This is a genomic window from Flavobacterium sp. GCM10023249 (assembly GCF_042653365.1).
In the GTDB taxonomy this organism is placed as follows: Bacteria; Bacteroidota; Bacteroidia; order Flavobacteriales; family Flavobacteriaceae; genus Flavobacterium.
The window spans coordinates 852,465-869,221 of the sequence record NZ_JBHSHZ010000006.1; the positions used below are offsets into that span (position 1 = coordinate 852,465).

The window sequence follows — 16,757 nt, forward strand, 5'->3', positions numbered from 1 at the left end:
TTCCTTTCAACTTTGGACGTTTATTTCTTACTGTCCAAATTAGCGCATGCAATGATAATAAGTTGATTGAAAATCATCGTTGGTATTTATACATGGAAAAAAGCCATGCGAACTATATCATTGAAGCTGTTGTTATTTCCTTTTTATCAGTCTTATTTTGGGAGTATTTGCTTTTAAACCAGAGCTTTGAAATTGACAAATAGGACCAAAAATTCATAAATACGAGAAAATACATATTCTAAAAAATATCTAAAAAAGTCAAATTTCATCGACCATCGGCAAAAAACATCGATAAATTTAACTTTTTTGTTATTATGTAAAGAAATAGTAATATATTTGACGGCTCTATTTTGAACTAAGTGGTTGGTTTTCAGTAGAGAATTTTACACAATTAAAACATATACAATGAGAATTAGATTACTTATTTTTTCTTTGCTCTTTAGTATAGTAGGTTGGTCACAATTTAATATTTCTGCTGGCTCTACAAATTACACACAAGATTTTAACACTCTGACTGCTGGCGCTTGGGCTGACAATACTACTCTTTCAGGATGGTATGCTAGAACAGATGCAACTGCTTCAATAGCCACTTATGCTGCCAATACTGGCACAACAACAGGAGCAGCTTTATATGCTTTCGGTGTTGGGGCTACAAATCCATTGACAGATCGAGCATTAGGCTATTCTCCTTCAAATGCTTACACCGGTGCTGCAGGCGTTGGGAAAGGGTATTTAGGATGGAGATTAAGGAATAATACAGGGTCTACAATATCATCAATAACAGTAACTTGGACTGGTGAACAATGGAGAAGAGAAAATAATGCAACTGCTCATTCAATGAGTTTGTTTTATCAAACGGCGACTACTGTAAATAGTTTAACAACAGGTACCTGGATCGCTGCACCTTCTAGTTTTACTACACCAATTACAGGAGCTGTTGCTGGGGTGGCATTAGATGGAAATGCAAATGCAAATCGTACCGCAAATATTACAGTTACTATTACAGTTACTATTGTACCAGGTGATGAAATTATGTTGAGATGGGAAGATCTAAATGATGCAGGGAATGATCATTATATGGCGGTGGATGATGTAACGGTTAATGCAACTCTAGCTAGTATCCCTGAAATCAACATTCAAGGAAATTTAGCAACAATTAACGATGGAGATGTAACACCAGCGCTTGCGGATGATACTGATTTTGGAACAACTACTACATCAACAAACGTAGCAAAAACCTACACCATTCAAAATACTGGAACCGCTGATTTATCGGTGACCAATGTTGCTATGACTACAGGCTCAGTTTTTACAGTTGGTGGAATTACTTTACCGGCTACAATTCCTGCAGGTGGTTCAACAACTTTTACAGTAACATTTAACAGTCCTGCTACAGGGACTTTTACTGATACTGTTGTAGTGACTAGTAATGATACTGATGAAGCTACTTACAACTATGATGTGACGGCAAATATTCCTTCTGGTTCATCACCTGAAATCAATATTCAAGGAAATTCAACTACGATTGCTGATGGTGATATAACTCCGGCTGTTGGTGATGATACCGATTTTGGTACTACAACCACATCAACAAATGTCGTAAAAACCTACACTATTCAAAATACAGGAACGGCTAACTTATCGGTAACCAATGTAGCTATGACTACAGGTTCTGTTTTTACAGTTGGTGGAATTACTCTACCCGCTACTATTTTGCCGGGTAATGCTACTACTTTTACAGTTACTTTTAACAGTGCTTCTACGGGTGCTTTTACTGATACAGTTGAGGTTACTAATGATGATGCAGATGAAGCAACTTATAATTATAACGTAACTGCTAATATTCCTGCACCTGCACCTGAAATAAACCTTCAAGGAAATTCAACCACAATTGTTGATGGTGATCTTACACCTTCTGTTGCAGATGATACTAGTTTTGGAAGCACAATCGTTTCGACTAATATTGTAAGAACATTTACAATACAAAATACAGGTTCGGCTAACTTAAATGTATCGGCTATTGCCATGACAACTGGAACGAGATTTACAGTTGGAGGTATCACATTGCCTGCGGTAGTAGCCTCTGGTGGATCTACCACATTTACGGTAACATTTAACAGTGCTACAGTTGGTACATTTAATGATATAGTAACTGTTACTAGTGATGATGCTGATGAGACAGCGTACGACTTTGCTGTTACGGGAACAGCTACGCCTGCTCCTTGTGGTGATTTGTTTATTTCAGAATATATTGAGGGTTCAGCTAGTAATAGAGTTATTGAAATTTATAACCCAACTGCCTCCACTATAACATTAACCGGAAACTATGATGTTTCAATGTTTGTAAACGGTTCTTCTACACCAACTGTGATTGGATTAACAGGTTCGATAGCTGCATATGGAACTCATGTGCTTTGCCATACGTCTGCAAATACAAGTATATTGGCAGTCGCTCAACAAACATCAGGAACTTTAACATTTAATGGTGATGATGCTATAGCTTTGCGTAAAGCTACAGTTGTAATTGACGCTATTGGACAAATTGGTGTTGATCCTGGTACCCAATGGGTTACGGGAGGAGTTTCAACTCTAGATCAGACTTTAGTAAGAAACTCAACTGTTCAAGCGGGTGACAGTAATGGCTCCAATGCTTTTGATCCTTCTGTGGAATGGACCACTAATCCAATTGATACTTTTGCGAATCTAGGAAGTCATGTGTCTACTTGCTCGCCACCTACTCCTGAAATGAACGTGCAAGGGAATGCAGTTTCTATTGCTGATGGTGATGTAACGCCCGCAACCGGAGATTTTACAGATTTTGGTTCAGCTTTATCGCCTACAGGAACTGTTGTGAGAACTTTTACTATCCAAAATTTAGGAACAGGAAGTTTAAATGTGGGTGCAATTACGATTTCAGGTACGAACGCAGCGGATTTTATTGTAACAGTTCTTCCAGCTTCAACAGTTGCAGCATCAGCTTCAACCACGTTTCAAGTTACTTTTCAGCCTTCGGGACTAGGTGTAAGATCAGCAGCGATTTCTATTGTGAATGATGATACAAACGAAAACCCCTATAATTTTAATATTCAGGGAACTGGAGTTCTTTGTGCAGATACAACAACATGGAATGGAACTGCATGGAGTAATGGAATACCTAATTTGACTAAAGAGGCAGTTCTTACTGGCAATTACTCAACTTCAGTTACAACTCCTAGTTTTGTTTGCTGTAGTTTAGTGGTGAATGTTGGTGCTACATTGACTATTGCTTCAAATGATTACATAGAGATAAATAATAATGTAACGAATAACGGCGCAATAACAATTCAAGATGGCGGTTCATTAATTCAAATGAGTAATACCGGAACGTATTCCGGAACAGGAACGAATTCGATGGTAAGAGTTGCGTCCAACTTAAAATTATTTGATTATGTATATTGGTCTTCTCCATTGACAAGCGCACCTTTTACATCAATTCCTAATAGTCGTTACTACGAATGGGATGCAGATGTTGTAAATCCTGCAGGTTTTGGTGAAGGTAATTGGGTAGCAACAGCAGATGCGAATATGGTTCCTGGAAAAGGTTACATTTTTAGAGTACCAAATGCTGATCCAACACAAACGGTTACTTTCTCAGGAAGCCTATTCAATAATGGTATCGTAAACAAAACTGTAAATAAAGGTACAATTACTGCTCCTTTTGCGGGAACGAATACTACGATTACAGAGTTTGATGACAACTGGAATCTTGTAGGTAATCCATATCCTTCGGCAATTGATACGCAAACTTTTGCTACAGATAACAACGCAGTACTTGAAGATGGAACTGTGTATTTGTGGAGACATTTGAATGCGCCCGTTCAATCAACTAGTCCATATTACTCAACATTTACGTACAATTATACCACTACGGATTATGTGAAACATAATGGAACAGCTTCAATTCCAGGGGGTGCTTTTGACGGAAAAATTGCATCGGGTCAAGCTTTCTTTGTGAAAATGAAGGAAAGTTTAGGATCGAACTCAGCTAACCTTGAATTTAAGAACGGACAAAGATCAAGTGCTCACAATAACAGCCAGTTCTTTAGAACAGGTGCTGGACAAACAGAAAAGCACAGAATTTGGTTGGATTTGATTAGTCCTGATCAATCCGTGAAAACTCAAGTTGTGGCTTATGTGGAAGGCGCAACGAATGAAGATGATTTTTATTTTGACTCTAAATCGAGTTATAAATCAGGATTTGGTTTCCATTCTGTGAACAACAATGTGATTTTTGATATTCAAGCGAGAGCATTGCCTTTTGCAGATAATGATTTGGTGCCGCTTGGAGTGCAATTGCCTACAGCCGGAACGTATACCATAGCTATCGGTCAAACGGATGGTGTTTTTGCTAATAGATCAAATAAAATTTATCTAGAAGATAGAACAAATAATACAATTCATGATTTAACAATGTCACCTTATCAGTTTACAGCTGCACAGGGTATCATTAACGACAGATTTGTATTGAGATATACGGATAACAGACTGAATAATGATGATTTTGAATCATTGAATAATTCGGTAAAAGTATTTGGCAGAAACAATGCAATTGCAATTTCGTCAGGAATCGAAAGCATAGCTTCTTATGAAGTGTATAATGTACTTGGTCAATCGATAGCATCTAAAAACAAAATTGATAGACAAGAGATAGAAGTAACTTCGGTTCAAAGAAATAATCAGACATTAATTGTAAAAGTGAATCTTAAAAACGGTCATACAGTAACTAAGAAAATACTTTTTTAGAAGATTAATTCAACTGTTTTATTACAAGTCTCTCTTTCAAATTTTGGAAGAGAGACTTTTTTTTTGTTGAAAACTTATTCGTTTAGAGTGATAAAAAAAATCTATTTTTACTAAAAATAAATCGCAATAAAATTTAAGGATAATGAGTTCAGAAAAAGAAGCTAAACTAAAAGCACTACAGCTTACTTTAGATAAATTAGATAAGGCTTACGGTAAAGGAACCGTAATGAAAATGGGGGATAAAGCTATCGAAGAAGTAGAAGTAATCGCTTCTGGTTCGCTAGGTTTAGACTTGGCTTTAGGTGTAAATGGTTATCCTAAAGGAAGAATCATTGAAATTTTTGGCCCTGAATCCTCTGGTAAAACAACATTGACTTTGCACGCCATTGCCGAAGCTCAAAAGGCAGGAGGAATTGCGGCTTTCATTGATGCTGAACACGCATTTGACCGTTTCTATGCTCAGAAATTAGGCGTGGATATCGACAACTTAATCATCTCTCAGCCAGACAATGGAGAGCAAGCATTAGAGATTGCTGAAAACTTAATCCGTTCTGGAGCTATAGATATTGTGGTTATTGACTCAGTTGCTGCATTAACGCCTAAGAGTGAAATCGAAGGAGAAATGGGAGATTCTAAAATGGGACTTCATGCTCGTTTAATGTCTCAAGCATTACGTAAATTAACAGCTACAATCAGTAAAACACATTGTACGGTTTTCTTCATTAACCAGTTACGTGAAAAAATTGGTGTAATGTTCGGAAACCCTGAAACAACAACCGGAGGTAATGCATTGAAATTCTACGCATCGGTTCGTTTGGATATTCGTCGTTCTTCACAAATTAAAGATGGTGAAGCGGTTTTAGGTAACCGTACTAAAGTGAAAGTAGTTAAAAATAAAGTAGCACCACCGTTTAGAACGGCAGAGTTTGATATCATGTATGGAGAAGGAGTTTCTAAAACTGGAGAAATTTTAGATCTTGCTGTAGAATTCGAAGTGATTAAAAAATCCGGATCTTGGTTCAGTTATGGTGATACTAAATTGGGGCAAGGCCGTGATGCTGTAAAATCCTTAATTAAGGATAACCCTGAATTAGCCGATGAATTGGAAGCTAAAATCAAGGAGCTGATTAAGCAAAACGATAATTAAAATAAAAAGCCATTCGGAAGAGTGGCTTTTTTCTTTTTTATGACGCAACCCTTTTAGCAGTTTTGTATCTTTAGTTTATAAAGAACCATTTTAAGATGGTAGAAATTGAATCTAGCTGAAATTTTGATTTTGATGAATAAATTAACACATATATGAGAAAAGTATTTTTATTGTTAGTTGCTGTGATTTTATTAGGAAGTTGTAGTTTAGGTGATGATAATGGAACAAAATTCCACACCGAATTATTGCCTATTGAAAGTGCCGATTTGCCCGATGAATTCAAAAATGACAGTATCTATGAGTTGCCTTTTACTTATGTTAGACCTTCCACTTGTCATTTGTTTGAAGGGTTTTATTATGCAAAAGACGCCAATATAAGAACCATTGCAATTCATACCAGTGTTATTGAACAAGGAGGTTGTACTACACCTACAGTGAATCCTATAACAGAAAAGTTACAGTTTAGGCCCTCATCAAGTTACACTAGTTACATTTTTAAACTTTGGAAGGGTGAAGATAGCAATGGAGTTGATGTTTTTGAAGAAGTTGAAATTCCAGTAGTACCTTAAAAAAATAGAGTAAATTGAGTTTACCAATACTCATACAAGGATGTGTAGAGAAAAATACCAAATCCCAGGAACAACTATACCAGCTGTATGCAGGAAAGTTGTTTGCTGTCTGTTTGAAGTATTCGAAGAGTTATGCAGAAGCTCAAGATAACCTTCAGGAAGGATTTCTTCTTATTTTTGACAAAATTGGTCAGTATAATTTTAAAGGTTCATTTGACGGTTGGGCTAAGCGGGTTATGATTAACCATGTGCTTCAACAATATAGGAAGACGACTTTCTTGGAATTGGTGAATGATGTGGCTGATGAGAAAGAGGTTGAAATTGATGATGATAACATTAGCCTTGAATTTTTGCTCAAAATCGTTCAAGAGTTGCCCGATAGATATAGGTTGGTGTTCAATTTATATGTATTAGATGATTACTCTCACAAGGAAATCGCCGATATGTTAGATATTTCAATTGGCACAAGTAAATCGAATTTGGCAAGAGCAAAAATGATTTTGAAAGATAAAATTGAAAAAAACAATCAAAATAATTTACCCTCGGTAAAATGAATGATAAAAAAAATATAGAACGTTTGTTTCAGGAAAAATTCAAAGATTTTGAAGTGAATCCTTCTCCAGAACTATGGGGAAATATCGCTTCTCAATTGGAGAAAAAAAAGGAAAAAAGACGAATTTTCCCATTTTGGTTTAATGCTAAAGCAGCCGGTATTGCCGCTGCTTTAGTGTTAGGCTTTTTTACATTGAATACAAATTCCGATTGGTTGAATAGGACTAGTTTAACTGATTCGGCTGTTGAGAGTCAAACGAATTCAACAATTGTTGAAAAAAGTAATGTAACGTCAAATGAGATCTTGAAAAAGTCGCCGAATTCGACTTCTTCGTCATCCAGCGAAAACCAAGAATCCGGAGTCATTTCAAGTAATGAAAATGGAATAGAAAAGCGAAACAAAACTTCTCAAAACGTAATAGTTTCCTCTGCGTTAGAAAACAAGCTTCCGTCCAATCAAAATCCTGTAGCATCCAATGTGATTAAACCTACAACCACTAAATCCAAGAATACCACTTCGTATACTAAAAGCACCAATTTGGGTACTGAAGGAATTTTGGTTCAAAACAGTTCAAAATCCCCTAGAGAACAAGGTGAAAAGACAAGTTTAGTATTTTTAGATAACCCGGAAAACGCAAAAAAAATGGCTCAAGATGTTGATGAATCGTCTTTTGATAAGCCAACTTTTATTGTTGACAAGAATAAATCGACTCCAATCCAATCCAATACAGCGCTTGCGAATTCTACACAAAATTTAAATCTTTCGAATACAGAAGATCCAATAGCTAAAGATCTTGATGCCGATAAGAAAACAGTTACTTCAGATAATAAACAATTAATTGTTAACCCTATTGATAAGAATCCAAAATGGGTAAGTCTGAATAGTGTGGTGTCCGATGAAACGGAAAAAGATTCGAACGGTAGCTTATTGCAGGTGAATGAAAAAAATAAAGATAAACTTGTAGTTAATCCTGTAAAATCGGATAAAGGTCTTAATGGGAAGCTTTCAGAAGAAAAGGGTATCAGTACAACTTCGGATTATAGACCGAATTTAGAGAGTCAGTTTAAGGTAATACAAAATGATTCTATCATGGCGGCATTGGCAGCAAATAATCCATTGGAAAGGATTTTAAGAGAAAAAGAGATAGAAAAAAGTACTTCCGAGCAACAGGAGAAAGTTGAACCAACGACTTCAAAATGGGGAATTCGACCAGCCGTAGCAGTGCTTTTTTCAGGCGCATCTCAAGGTTCTCCTATAAGCGAAGAATTTGCTGATAATGAAAAGTCTTTTGAGTCAAAGTTCGGTTTGGGTATTGGAGTTGATTATGCTATGAATAAGAAATTGACCATTAGAACGGGTATCAGTAGAGTAGATATGGCCTATAATACGAATGACATTTCGTTTCATTCCAATCTTTCAGGAAGGGAAACGCAAGAGCGTACTATGAAAAACATCAATAAAAATCCAGCTTCTTCGAATGTAGTTATTGAGGATAAACCCAATACCAATTCAATTGAAGCTTCATCTATAGTTGAAGAAACAGGTGTTTTAAAACAGGAATTGGGTTATATTGAAATCCCTATGGAGATTTCCTATAAACTCATAGATAAAAAATTAGGGCTTAACTTTGTTACAGGAATAAGTACTTTGTTTTTAAGTGGTAATAAAATTTCAATAACTAGTAACGGGATGACCACTGAAATAGGGGAAGCAAACAACCTGAACAAGGTACATTTTAGTACGAATATTGGTGTGGGTATGAAATACAATATCTCCAAATCGTTTGATGTGTCAGTTGAGCCAATGCTTAAATATCAAATCAAAACATTCAGCAACGATTCTGGTAATTTTAAACCCTATGTAATGGGGGTATATTCTGGATTTCGTTACAAATTTTAATATTTAGTTAAGTGTGTTGCTCTTTTGGGCAACCGTGGAAAGTGCCCTACGCCGGGGCACTTTTTATTTTTGATTTTCGAATTGTAGTAATTCGTTATAAATAAGTTCGCGAGCTTCATCACGAATCGCTTTTCTGTCGTGGTGTACTTTGTTTGAAGTGTCCAAAAAAGGAAGGATTTTAACCCTAAGTTTTCCGGGACTACCACTAAAAAAAGTATACGAAAATCGTTTTTTATTATCTGGAAAAATCATAGGTACAATCGGTAAATGATGATCAACAGCCAAGTTGAAGGCACCGGTTTTAAATTCATCTAAAAGAATGCTCTCATCATCAGGGACTTTTCCTTCCGGGAAAATACAAATACTTAAATCTTGATTGATTTTCTTTTGAGCACGTTCGTATACTTGTTGACGGCTTTTCGGGCTGTCTCTGTCTACCATGATTACAGCTCTTTTGTAAAAGAAACCAAACAATGGGATTTTAACCAATTCTTTTTTTCCAACAAAAACAAATGGATTTTTAACGGTTACCAACATTAGCATGATGTCGACCATCGAAGTATGATTGGCAATAAACATATAACTTTTGTGGGGTATTATGGCTTCTTTCGCTTCTACTTTTGGATAGAAACCCATGCCATATAAAATAACTTTGGCCCAAATTCTGGCCATTTTAAAAAAATACGGATACCAGCTTTCTTTCAGAAAAGAAGCGAATAAAAAAGGGAACATTACTACAATTGGTAAAAGTACCAAAATGTAAAACCAAACACGCCAAAGTAGCCAAAGTGGAATTTTAAATAGTTTCATAACGTCAAAAATACGGAATCACTTTAAAAATCTGATAAAAGAATTAACTTTGCTAAAAATAGATTAAAATTTACCATGGCAAAAATACTTACCGGAATACAAAGTACAGGTACGCCGCATTTAGGCAATTTATTAGGAGCGATTTTACCCGCTATTGAAATGGCTAAAAATCCTGATAACGAATCGTTTCTTTTTATCGCCGATTTGCATTCTATTACGCAAATCAAACACGGCGAAACCCTACGAAACAATACAACTAGTACTGCTGCGGTATGGCTTGCTTGTGGTTTAGATCCGTCAAAGGTGATTTTTTACCGTCAGAGTGATGTGCCTCAAACTACGGAATTGTCTTGGTATTTGAGTTGTTTCTTCCCGTTCCAAAGACTAACACTGGCGCATTCTTTTAAGGATAAAGCAGATCGATTGGAAGATGTGAACGCTGGTTTGTTTACTTATCCAATGTTGATGGCTGCCGATATTTTGTTATACGATGCAGAAGTGGTTCCGGTAGGAAAAGATCAGTTACAGCATCTGGAAATCACACGTGATGTAGCGTCTCGTTTCAATCATCAAATGGGGGAGACTTTTGTTTTACCAGAAGCATTGACAGCAGAAGATACTAAGTTGGTTCCGGGAACAGATGGCGAGAAAATGAGTAAGTCAAGAAATAATATCATCAATATTTTCCTTGAAGACAAACCTTTGCGCAAACAGATTATGGGAATTGAAACCGATAGTACGCCATTGGAAGAGCCTAAAAATCCTGAAACTTGTAAAATTTTTGCAATATATAAGTTGTTGGCTTCAGATGTGCAAATTGCGGAAATGGCTGAAAAGTATAAGAACATCAACCGTGATTTTGGTTATGGTCACGCGAAACAAGCATTGTTTGAATTGATTATTGAGAAGTTTGCCGCCGAAAGAGAACGTTACAATTATTATATGAACCATCTGGAGGAATTGGAAGGATTGTTATTGGAAGGCGCTAAAAAAGCCTCAGCGATAGCTGATGGTGTTTTGAAAAGAGTACGAACTAAATTAGGCTATTAATTCTGTTTTGACTTAAAATATAAATCCCGGATTTCATCAATTGAAATCCGGGATTCTTTTTTTATTGCTAAACCTATTATTCTTCTTGTAAAGCGTTCCAGCCTCTAGCTTTTAATTCAATTTTAGTGTTGGCGCGGGTTACTAAATGAATTCCTTCACTTTGTTGTGTCATATGCCCAATTACTGTGAAATTCGGATTGCCTTTGATTTTGTCAAAATCATTCATCGCAATTGTGAATAATAATTCATAATCCTCACCACCATTTAAGGCAATTGTCGTACTGTCAATATTGAATTCTTCACACACATTGATGAATTGTGGGTCTAGAGGTAGTTTCTCTTCGTACAAATTACACCCAACACCTGATTGTTTGCAGATGTGCATGATCTCCGAAGACAATCCATCAGAGACGTCAATCATCGAGGTTGGTTTGATTTCCAATGCTTTTAAAATGCCAGCCACATCTTTACGTGCTTCCGGTTTTAATTGACGTTCGATTAGATAAGTATAATCGTCTAAATCAGGTTGGTTATTCGGATTGACTTCAAATACTTGTTTTTCTCTTTCTAAAACCTGTAGTCCCATATATGCGGCACCCAAATCCCCTGAAACTACTAATAAGTCGCCTTGTTGAGCTCCATTTCGGTAAACAATATCTTCTGCATTAGCTTCTCCTAAAGCTGTAATCGATAGGATCAGGCCTTTTTGCGATGAGGTAGTGTCGCCACCAATGACATCGACTTCGTAGTGTTTAGCAGCCAAAGTAATTCCTTCGTATAATTCTTCTAATGCTTCTAGCGGGAAACGATTGGAAACTGCAACAGAAACTGTAATCTGAGTAGCTTTGGCATTCATGGCAAATATATCTGAAACATTAACCACCACGGCTTTATATCCCAAATGTTTCAACGGCATATAAGCCAAATCAAAATGAACACCTTCGATTAATAAATCGGTAGAGACAATCGTTTTTTTGTCTTTAAAATCCAAAACAGCGGCATCATCTCCAATACCTTTTAAAGTAGATTCGTTTTTTATTTCGAAATGTTTCGTCAAATGATCAATCAGGCCGAATTCGCCTAACTGAGCAATGCTGGTTCTTTGTGGGGTTTTATCTTCTATCATGGTTATTCAATTTCTAAGCGACAAAGGTACAAAGTTTTTTCAGGCGTGAAATTTTTTAAAAATGCAATTTTACTACTGACAAGCAGTTGTCACTAACCCCTATTAATTTTGTTTCAGTAATCATTAAAACACTAATAATATGAACACAGAAACAGTTTCACAGGTAATCAGTCAAGAAGATTTGTTAAAACATTGGCAAGGGCACAGAGCGTTGACAAGACGTGTAATAGAAGCGTTTCCGGAAAAAGATTTCTTTGAGTTTTCAGTAGGAGGATTGCGTCCGTTTGCGAAGTTAACAGATGAACTTTTAGCGATAGCGGCTCCGGCATTAAGAGGAATTGTAAACAAAGAAGTGCAGCCGTTTACAGAAGACTCAAGTAAAGGATTTACAACAAAAGCCCAGTATTTGGAACAATGGGATAATGACACCAAAGAAATCGATGCGTTATGGCAACAATTGACCGTTGAGGATTTTAGCGAAACGTTTAATCTTTTCGGTCAGTACGAATTCCCTATCATTCAAAATATTTTGTATTTCATTGACAACGAAATTCACCACCGCGGGCAAGGCTATGTGTATTTAAGAGCGTTGAATATCGCCCCGCCTTTTTTCTGGGAAAGATAATTTTTCCAATTGGAAGGTGCTTTTTAAAATAGTGAAAGCTTTTGCTAATTAAATTGTGTTTGATCCCGGAGACTTTGGTTTTCGGGATTGTTTTTTAGTAGTTTGGTTTTGCTGCGTTCCAATAAATCCAAAACCCGGGTTTTGAGTTCTTCGGGTTCTAGTATCTCTGACTGATCGGCAAACATTAGAAACCATCGTGGAAAACCTTCCTTGATTTCACTACACATAAAGGTCATTTCAACTTGATTGTCTTGGTTTTTTTCCGAAACAAATCCATATTGTTTGCGTTCCCAACTAAGGTAGCGAGCTATTTTTTTATCAACCAAAACACGCACTTTAATTAGCGTGTCCAGAGGTTTGTCTTTGTGTAGTAACTCCTCAAGGGTTTTGTGTTCAAGGGTGTACTCTAAATCGGTTTTCTTAATCAGCTGAATGCGATCGGTGCGAAACTTTCGGTAATCGTTTCTTAGGTGACAATAGCCCAAAACATACCAAAAGTTATTTTCGTGAAAAATACCTACAGGTTCTATTCTTCTTTCGTTGATTTCTTCTGTATCGAAGGTTTGGTATAAAAGCAGTATTTGTTTTCGTTCCGCAATGCCATCAAAAAACAAGGCCAAAGCATTGGGTGCTTTTTCGTTAAATACTTCTTGGTTGGATTGCATGACGACTTTCGATTCGATAGCATTCAGCCAATCTTTGTCACTGGTTCTTAGTACCGCTTTAAGTTTATACATTGCCGATTTGTAATGTTGGTCCAATGCTGGATCTGTGAACTTTTGCATTAACTTTTCGGCAGCAATAAAACTACTGGCTTCTTCACGAGTAAACATGATAGGAGGTAAACGATAGCCGTCCATTAAAGAGTAACCTATCCCTGCTTCACTGTAGATAGGAACTCCGGATGTTTCTAAAGTACGTATATCTCGGTAAATGGTGCGCAAACTTACATTAAACCGATCCGCTAAATCCTGAGCTCTTACAATCTTTTTGGATTGTAATTGGATAAGAATAGCGACAATTCGGTCAAATTTATTCAGAGTTTCGTCCATGAGATTACCTATAACTTTTCTTTCAAAGATACGGTTTTGGCTAGATTGATTTATAATAAAAAACCCAACAACAGTTGTTATTGGGTTTCAATTATGCAATCATAAAATTTTTAATCATTCAATTTCAATACTGCCATAAATGCGGATTGCGGGATTTCTACGTTACCCACCTGACGCATACGTTTCTTACCGGCTTTTTGTTTTTCCAATAATTTACGTTTACGAGAGATATCACCACCATAACATTTTGCAGTTACGTCTTTACGTAAAGCTTTGATTGTCTCACGCGCAATAATTTTGGCACCGATAGCCGCCTGAATAGGAATGTCGAACTGTTGTCTCGGAATCAATTCACGTAGTTTTTCACACATTTTTTTACCAATATGGTATGCATTGTCTTCGTGAATTAAGGCAGATAAAGCATCTACATTCTGACCATTTAATAATACGTCCAAACGAACTAATTTAGACGTACGCATCCCGATTGGATGGTAGTCGAAAGAAGCATATCCTTTGGAAACCGTTTTCAATCGGTCGTAGAAGTCGAATACAATTTCAGCCAATGGCATATCGAAATTCAATTCTACACGCTCAGTAGTTAAATACGTCTGATTGGTAATCAATCCACGTTTCTCAATACACAAACTCATTACGTTGCCTACGAAGTCGGCTTTGGTAATGATGGTAGCTTTGATATATGGTTCTTCTACACGATCTAATTTAGATGGTTCTGGTAAGTCAGAAGGGTTGTTTACTACGAATGGTGTTTCCGGATCTTTCTTAGTGTACGCCAAATACGATACGTTGGGAACCGTTGTGATTACCGTCATATTGAATTCGCGTTCCAAACGCTCCTGGATAATTTCCATATGCAACATTCCTAGGAATCCGCATCGGAAACCGAATCCTAACGCAGCCGAGCTTTCTGCTGCAAACACTAATGAAGCATCATTTAGCTGCAGTTTTTCCATAGAGGCGCGAAGTTCTTCGTAATCTTCAGTGTCAACAGGATAGATACCTGCGAATACCATCGGTTTCACATCTTCGAAACCATGAATCATATTGGTAGTAGGTACTTTAGCATCCGTAACAGTATCACCTACTTTTACTTCTTTTGCTTCTTTGATTCCCGAAATCAGATACCCCACGTCACCGGTTGAAACTTTATCCTTCGGAACTTGGTTTAGTTTAAGCGTACCGATTTCATCAGCGAAATATTCATTGCCGGTCGCCATGAACTTGATTTTCTGACCTTTTTTGATTTCACCATTCTTCACACGGAAGATTACCTCAATACCTCTGAATGGGTTGTAAACCGAGTCAAAAATCAAGGCTTGTAATGGTTCTTCTGGATTTCCTTTTGGTGCAGGGATTTTTTCAATAATAGCCGCTAAGATGTTTTCTACACCAAAACCGGTTTTACCAGATGCATGAATAATATCTTCCAAATCACAGCCTAATAAGTCAATGATGTCGTCACTTACTTCTTCCGGATTGGCACTTGGTAAATCCACTTTGTTTAATACTGGAATAATCTCAAGATCATTTTCCAAAGCCAAATAAAGATTGGAAATGGTTTGTGCCTGTATACTCTGAGCCGCATCAACAATCAATAGCGCTCCTTCACAAGCAGCAATGGAACGGGAAACCTCATAAGAGAAATCCACGTGACCCGGAGTGTCAATAAGGTTTAAGATATAATCCTCCCCTTTGTATTTGTATTCCATTTGGATGGCGTGACTCTTAATGGTAATACCACGTTCACGCTCTAAGTCCATATTATCCAGTAATTGTGCTTTCTCTTCGCGAGCTGTTACTGTTTGCGTTGCGCCCAATAAACGGTCGGCCAAGGTACTCTTACCGTGGTCAATGTGCGCAATAATGCAGAAATTTCGAATATGCTTCATCTTATACATTTATGGGCATTTGGCTGTGAACTGTAGAATTGATTAGGATTTCAGGACAATTCACGGCCAATGCTCTTAGTCATCATTTTAAGCTACAAAAGTATGAAAATAAGTGAAGCAATTAAAGTCTCTTTTTTTAAACTTTCTTTAGCTGAAAATTTTAGCAAATACAGAAGGCTTTTTAGTGATTTTTCCTCTCGCGATTCTGTATTTTCTGAATTCCATAAGTTGCTTTTGCAATTTCTTTTTAAGACGGTCTAGGTTTGATTCTTTTGCCATGATTTTTTAGTTTTTGAAGTTTGTTTGAAATCAAAAAAACGTGATTTAACGTGTCTTAAAAATAGTAAAAAAAATCCTATAAAAATAAAAATTTTTATAAAAAAAATCTTACATTAGCTAAACTAACTTACTAATAACTAATATATATGAAAAAATTGGACTTGGACACACTTATTGAAGAAACGGGGGTAGATTCAGCATTGGTCTTTAATGAAGATGGAGTTTTGATCAAATCACATTACTTGGATTTTGATGGCAACATTGCAGCAATGGCTGGTGTATTGCTTACAATGTGTAAGGAGTTAGTGGCTGATTTAAAATTTGGAAATTCTAACGAGTTGATTCTTCAGGCAGATAAAGGGCTTTTCTTCGTGCGTAAACTAGAAAAGGATGAGTATTTGGCTTTAATTACTAAAAACGCCAGTAAGCTGGGCTTGATTCATTTGAAATTACAATCAGCACTATAAAAACAATCATTACTAACAAACTAAAACGCTTAAATTATGTCAGAATTTTTAACAACTTTCACTACAGACCTTAAAGATAACCTTAATGGCTTTATTGGTGTTTCCGTAACCGAATTAAAAACAGGAATGTCGTTTGCTTCACTTTCTGTAGATCCGAAGTTCGATCCTGAATTGGCTTCTGCTTATAACCTTGAAGTGGTTAAAGCCAAACTAAGTGCGATCAAAGCATTAGGATTAACAGAGAAAATAGACGATATCTTAATTACATTGTCCAACCAATTGCATATTATCGATTTATCCGATAACGGAGAGTACTTTGTGTATTTGGCTGTAGATTCGAATAAAGTGAATCTAGGTATGGCTCGTGCTACTCTAAAAAAATATAGTAAGGATATTGCGTCTAAAATGTAGAATAGTAGTATCTTTGCGCCGAAAATGAAGCTGTAATTTATTGCAGCTTTTTTTTGTTTTTATACTTAATGAAGTGGACT

At 36.5% G+C, this 16,757-nt stretch carries 14 protein-coding genes; 9 read left to right on the forward strand and 5 right to left on the reverse strand.

Annotated elements, in window-relative coordinates:
• Nucleotides 1-405: 405 nt before the first annotated feature.
• The 5 genes from ACFO7M_RS05300 (at nucleotide 406) to ACFO7M_RS05320 (ending at nucleotide 8,950) form a co-directional block, all read left to right on the forward strand.
• Nucleotides 406-4,782 (forward strand): choice-of-anchor D domain-containing protein, encoded by a 4,377-nt coding sequence (locus ACFO7M_RS05300; protein WP_379734428.1) that lies wholly within the window; start codon nucleotides 406-408, stop codon nucleotides 4,780-4,782.
• Nucleotides 4,783-4,924: 142 nt separating this feature from the next.
• Nucleotides 4,925-5,929, forward strand: coding sequence for a recombinase RecA (gene recA / locus ACFO7M_RS05305; protein ID WP_379717348.1), 1,005 nt, complete (start codon nucleotides 4,925-4,927; stop codon nucleotides 5,927-5,929).
• 152 nt (nucleotides 5,930-6,081) lie between these two features.
• Entirely contained in the window at nucleotides 6,082-6,498 is a 417-nt protein-coding gene (locus ACFO7M_RS05310; RefSeq protein ID WP_379717346.1) for a hypothetical protein, read from the forward strand.
• 14 nt (nucleotides 6,499-6,512) lie between these two features.
• Nucleotides 6,513-7,052, forward strand: a complete 540-nt coding sequence (locus ACFO7M_RS05315; RefSeq protein ID WP_379717344.1) for an RNA polymerase sigma factor — start codon at nucleotides 6,513-6,515, stop codon at nucleotides 7,050-7,052.
• A complete protein-coding gene (locus tag ACFO7M_RS05320; RefSeq protein ID WP_379734430.1) occupies nucleotides 7,049-8,950 on the forward strand; it encodes an outer membrane beta-barrel protein in 1,902 nt (633 codons plus the stop codon). The genes ACFO7M_RS05315 and ACFO7M_RS05320 overlap by 4 nt, the downstream gene beginning before the upstream one ends.
• Nucleotides 8,951-9,013: 63 nt before the next feature.
• On the opposite strand, the gene ACFO7M_RS05325 is transcribed toward ACFO7M_RS05320, so the two are convergent.
• Nucleotides 9,014-9,760 carry a lysophospholipid acyltransferase family protein gene (locus tag ACFO7M_RS05325; protein WP_379717340.1) on the reverse strand — a complete coding sequence of 249 codons (747 nt, stop codon included), beginning with the start codon at nucleotides 9,758-9,760 and terminating at the stop codon, nucleotides 9,014-9,016.
• A gap of 75 nt (nucleotides 9,761-9,835) precedes the next feature.
• Here ACFO7M_RS05325 and trpS point away from each other — a divergent pair, with 75 nt between their 5' ends.
• A complete protein-coding gene (gene trpS / locus ACFO7M_RS05330; protein WP_379734432.1) occupies nucleotides 9,836-10,810 on the forward strand; it encodes a tryptophan--tRNA ligase in 975 nt (324 codons plus the stop codon).
• Nucleotides 10,811-10,886: 76 nt separating this feature from the next.
• Here trpS and thiL read toward each other — a convergent pair whose 3' ends face one another.
• A complete protein-coding gene (gene thiL / locus ACFO7M_RS05335) occupies nucleotides 10,887-11,936 on the reverse strand; it encodes a thiamine-phosphate kinase (protein ID WP_379717336.1) in 1,050 nt (349 codons plus the stop codon).
• Nucleotides 11,937-12,075: 139 nt separating this feature from the next.
• Here thiL and ACFO7M_RS05340 point away from each other — a divergent pair, with 139 nt between their 5' ends.
• Nucleotides 12,076-12,561 carry a DinB family protein gene (locus ACFO7M_RS05340; protein ID WP_379717334.1) on the forward strand — a complete coding sequence of 162 codons (486 nt, stop codon included), beginning with the start codon at nucleotides 12,076-12,078 and terminating at the stop codon, nucleotides 12,559-12,561.
• Between the two features lie 44 nt (nucleotides 12,562-12,605).
• Here ACFO7M_RS05340 and ACFO7M_RS05345 read toward each other — a convergent pair whose 3' ends face one another.
• The 3 genes from ACFO7M_RS05345 to ACFO7M_RS05355 all read right to left on the reverse strand — a co-directional run bounded on the left by ACFO7M_RS05345 (nucleotide 12,606) and on the right by ACFO7M_RS05355 (nucleotide 15,799).
• Nucleotides 12,606-13,613, reverse strand: a complete 1,008-nt coding sequence (locus tag ACFO7M_RS05345) for a helix-turn-helix transcriptional regulator (RefSeq protein ID WP_379717332.1) — start codon at nucleotides 13,611-13,613, stop codon at nucleotides 12,606-12,608.
• Between the two features lie 110 nt (nucleotides 13,614-13,723).
• Nucleotides 13,724-15,520, reverse strand: a complete 1,797-nt coding sequence (gene lepA / locus ACFO7M_RS05350) for a translation elongation factor 4 (protein ID WP_379717330.1) — start codon at nucleotides 15,518-15,520, stop codon at nucleotides 13,724-13,726.
• A gap of 147 nt (nucleotides 15,521-15,667) precedes the next feature.
• Nucleotides 15,668-15,799: a hypothetical protein gene (locus ACFO7M_RS05355; RefSeq protein ID WP_379717328.1), complete on the reverse strand. Its 132-nt coding sequence runs from the start codon at nucleotides 15,797-15,799 to the stop codon at nucleotides 15,668-15,670.
• 146 nt (nucleotides 15,800-15,945) lie between these two features.
• On the opposite strand from ACFO7M_RS05355, the gene ACFO7M_RS05360 reads away from it, so the two are divergent.
• Together ACFO7M_RS05360 and ACFO7M_RS05365 are read left to right on the forward strand one after the other, a co-directional pair.
• The gene (locus tag ACFO7M_RS05360) at nucleotides 15,946-16,266 is read left to right on the forward strand and encodes a roadblock/LC7 domain-containing protein (RefSeq protein ID WP_379717326.1); all 321 of its coding nucleotides are present in this window, start codon (nucleotides 15,946-15,948) and stop codon (nucleotides 16,264-16,266) included.
• Nucleotides 16,267-16,302: 36 nt separating this feature from the next.
• A complete protein-coding gene (locus ACFO7M_RS05365; protein WP_379717324.1) occupies nucleotides 16,303-16,677 on the forward strand; it encodes a hypothetical protein in 375 nt (124 codons plus the stop codon).
• The last annotated feature ends 80 nt before the right edge of the window (nucleotides 16,678-16,757 follow it).

Bases quoted from the DNA above. Each gene is read 5' to 3' on its own strand.
- ACFO7M_RS05365 (WP_379717324.1), top strand. From the start codon at position 16,303: ATGTCAGAATTTTTAACAACTTTCACTACAGACCTTAAAGATAACCTT.
- trpS (WP_379734432.1), top strand. From the start codon at position 9,836: ATGGCAAAAATACTTACCGGAATACAAAGTACAGGTACGCCGCATTTA.
- ACFO7M_RS05340 (WP_379717334.1), top strand. From the start codon at position 12,076: ATGAACACAGAAACAGTTTCACAGGTAATCAGTCAAGAAGATTTGTTA.
- ACFO7M_RS05310 (WP_379717346.1), top strand. From the start codon at position 6,082: ATGAGAAAAGTATTTTTATTGTTAGTTGCTGTGATTTTATTAGGAAGT.
- lepA (WP_379717330.1), bottom strand. From the start codon at position 15,520: ATGAAGCATATTCGAAATTTCTGCATTATTGCGCACATTGACCACGGT.
- ACFO7M_RS05325 (WP_379717340.1), bottom strand. From the start codon at position 9,760: ATGAAACTATTTAAAATTCCACTTTGGCTACTTTGGCGTGTTTGGTTT.
- ACFO7M_RS05355 (WP_379717328.1), bottom strand. From the start codon at position 15,799: ATGGCAAAAGAATCAAACCTAGACCGTCTTAAAAAGAAATTGCAAAAG.
- ACFO7M_RS05360 (WP_379717326.1), top strand. From the start codon at position 15,946: ATGAAAAAATTGGACTTGGACACACTTATTGAAGAAACGGGGGTAGAT.
- thiL (WP_379717336.1), bottom strand. From the start codon at position 11,936: ATGATAGAAGATAAAACCCCACAAAGAACCAGCATTGCTCAGTTAGGC.
- recA (WP_379717348.1), top strand. From the start codon at position 4,925: ATGAGTTCAGAAAAAGAAGCTAAACTAAAAGCACTACAGCTTACTTTA.
- ACFO7M_RS05320 (WP_379734430.1), top strand. From the start codon at position 7,049: ATGAATGATAAAAAAAATATAGAACGTTTGTTTCAGGAAAAATTCAAA.
- ACFO7M_RS05345 (WP_379717332.1), bottom strand. From the start codon at position 13,613: ATGGACGAAACTCTGAATAAATTTGACCGAATTGTCGCTATTCTTATC.
- ACFO7M_RS05300 (WP_379734428.1), top strand. From the start codon at position 406: ATGAGAATTAGATTACTTATTTTTTCTTTGCTCTTTAGTATAGTAGGT.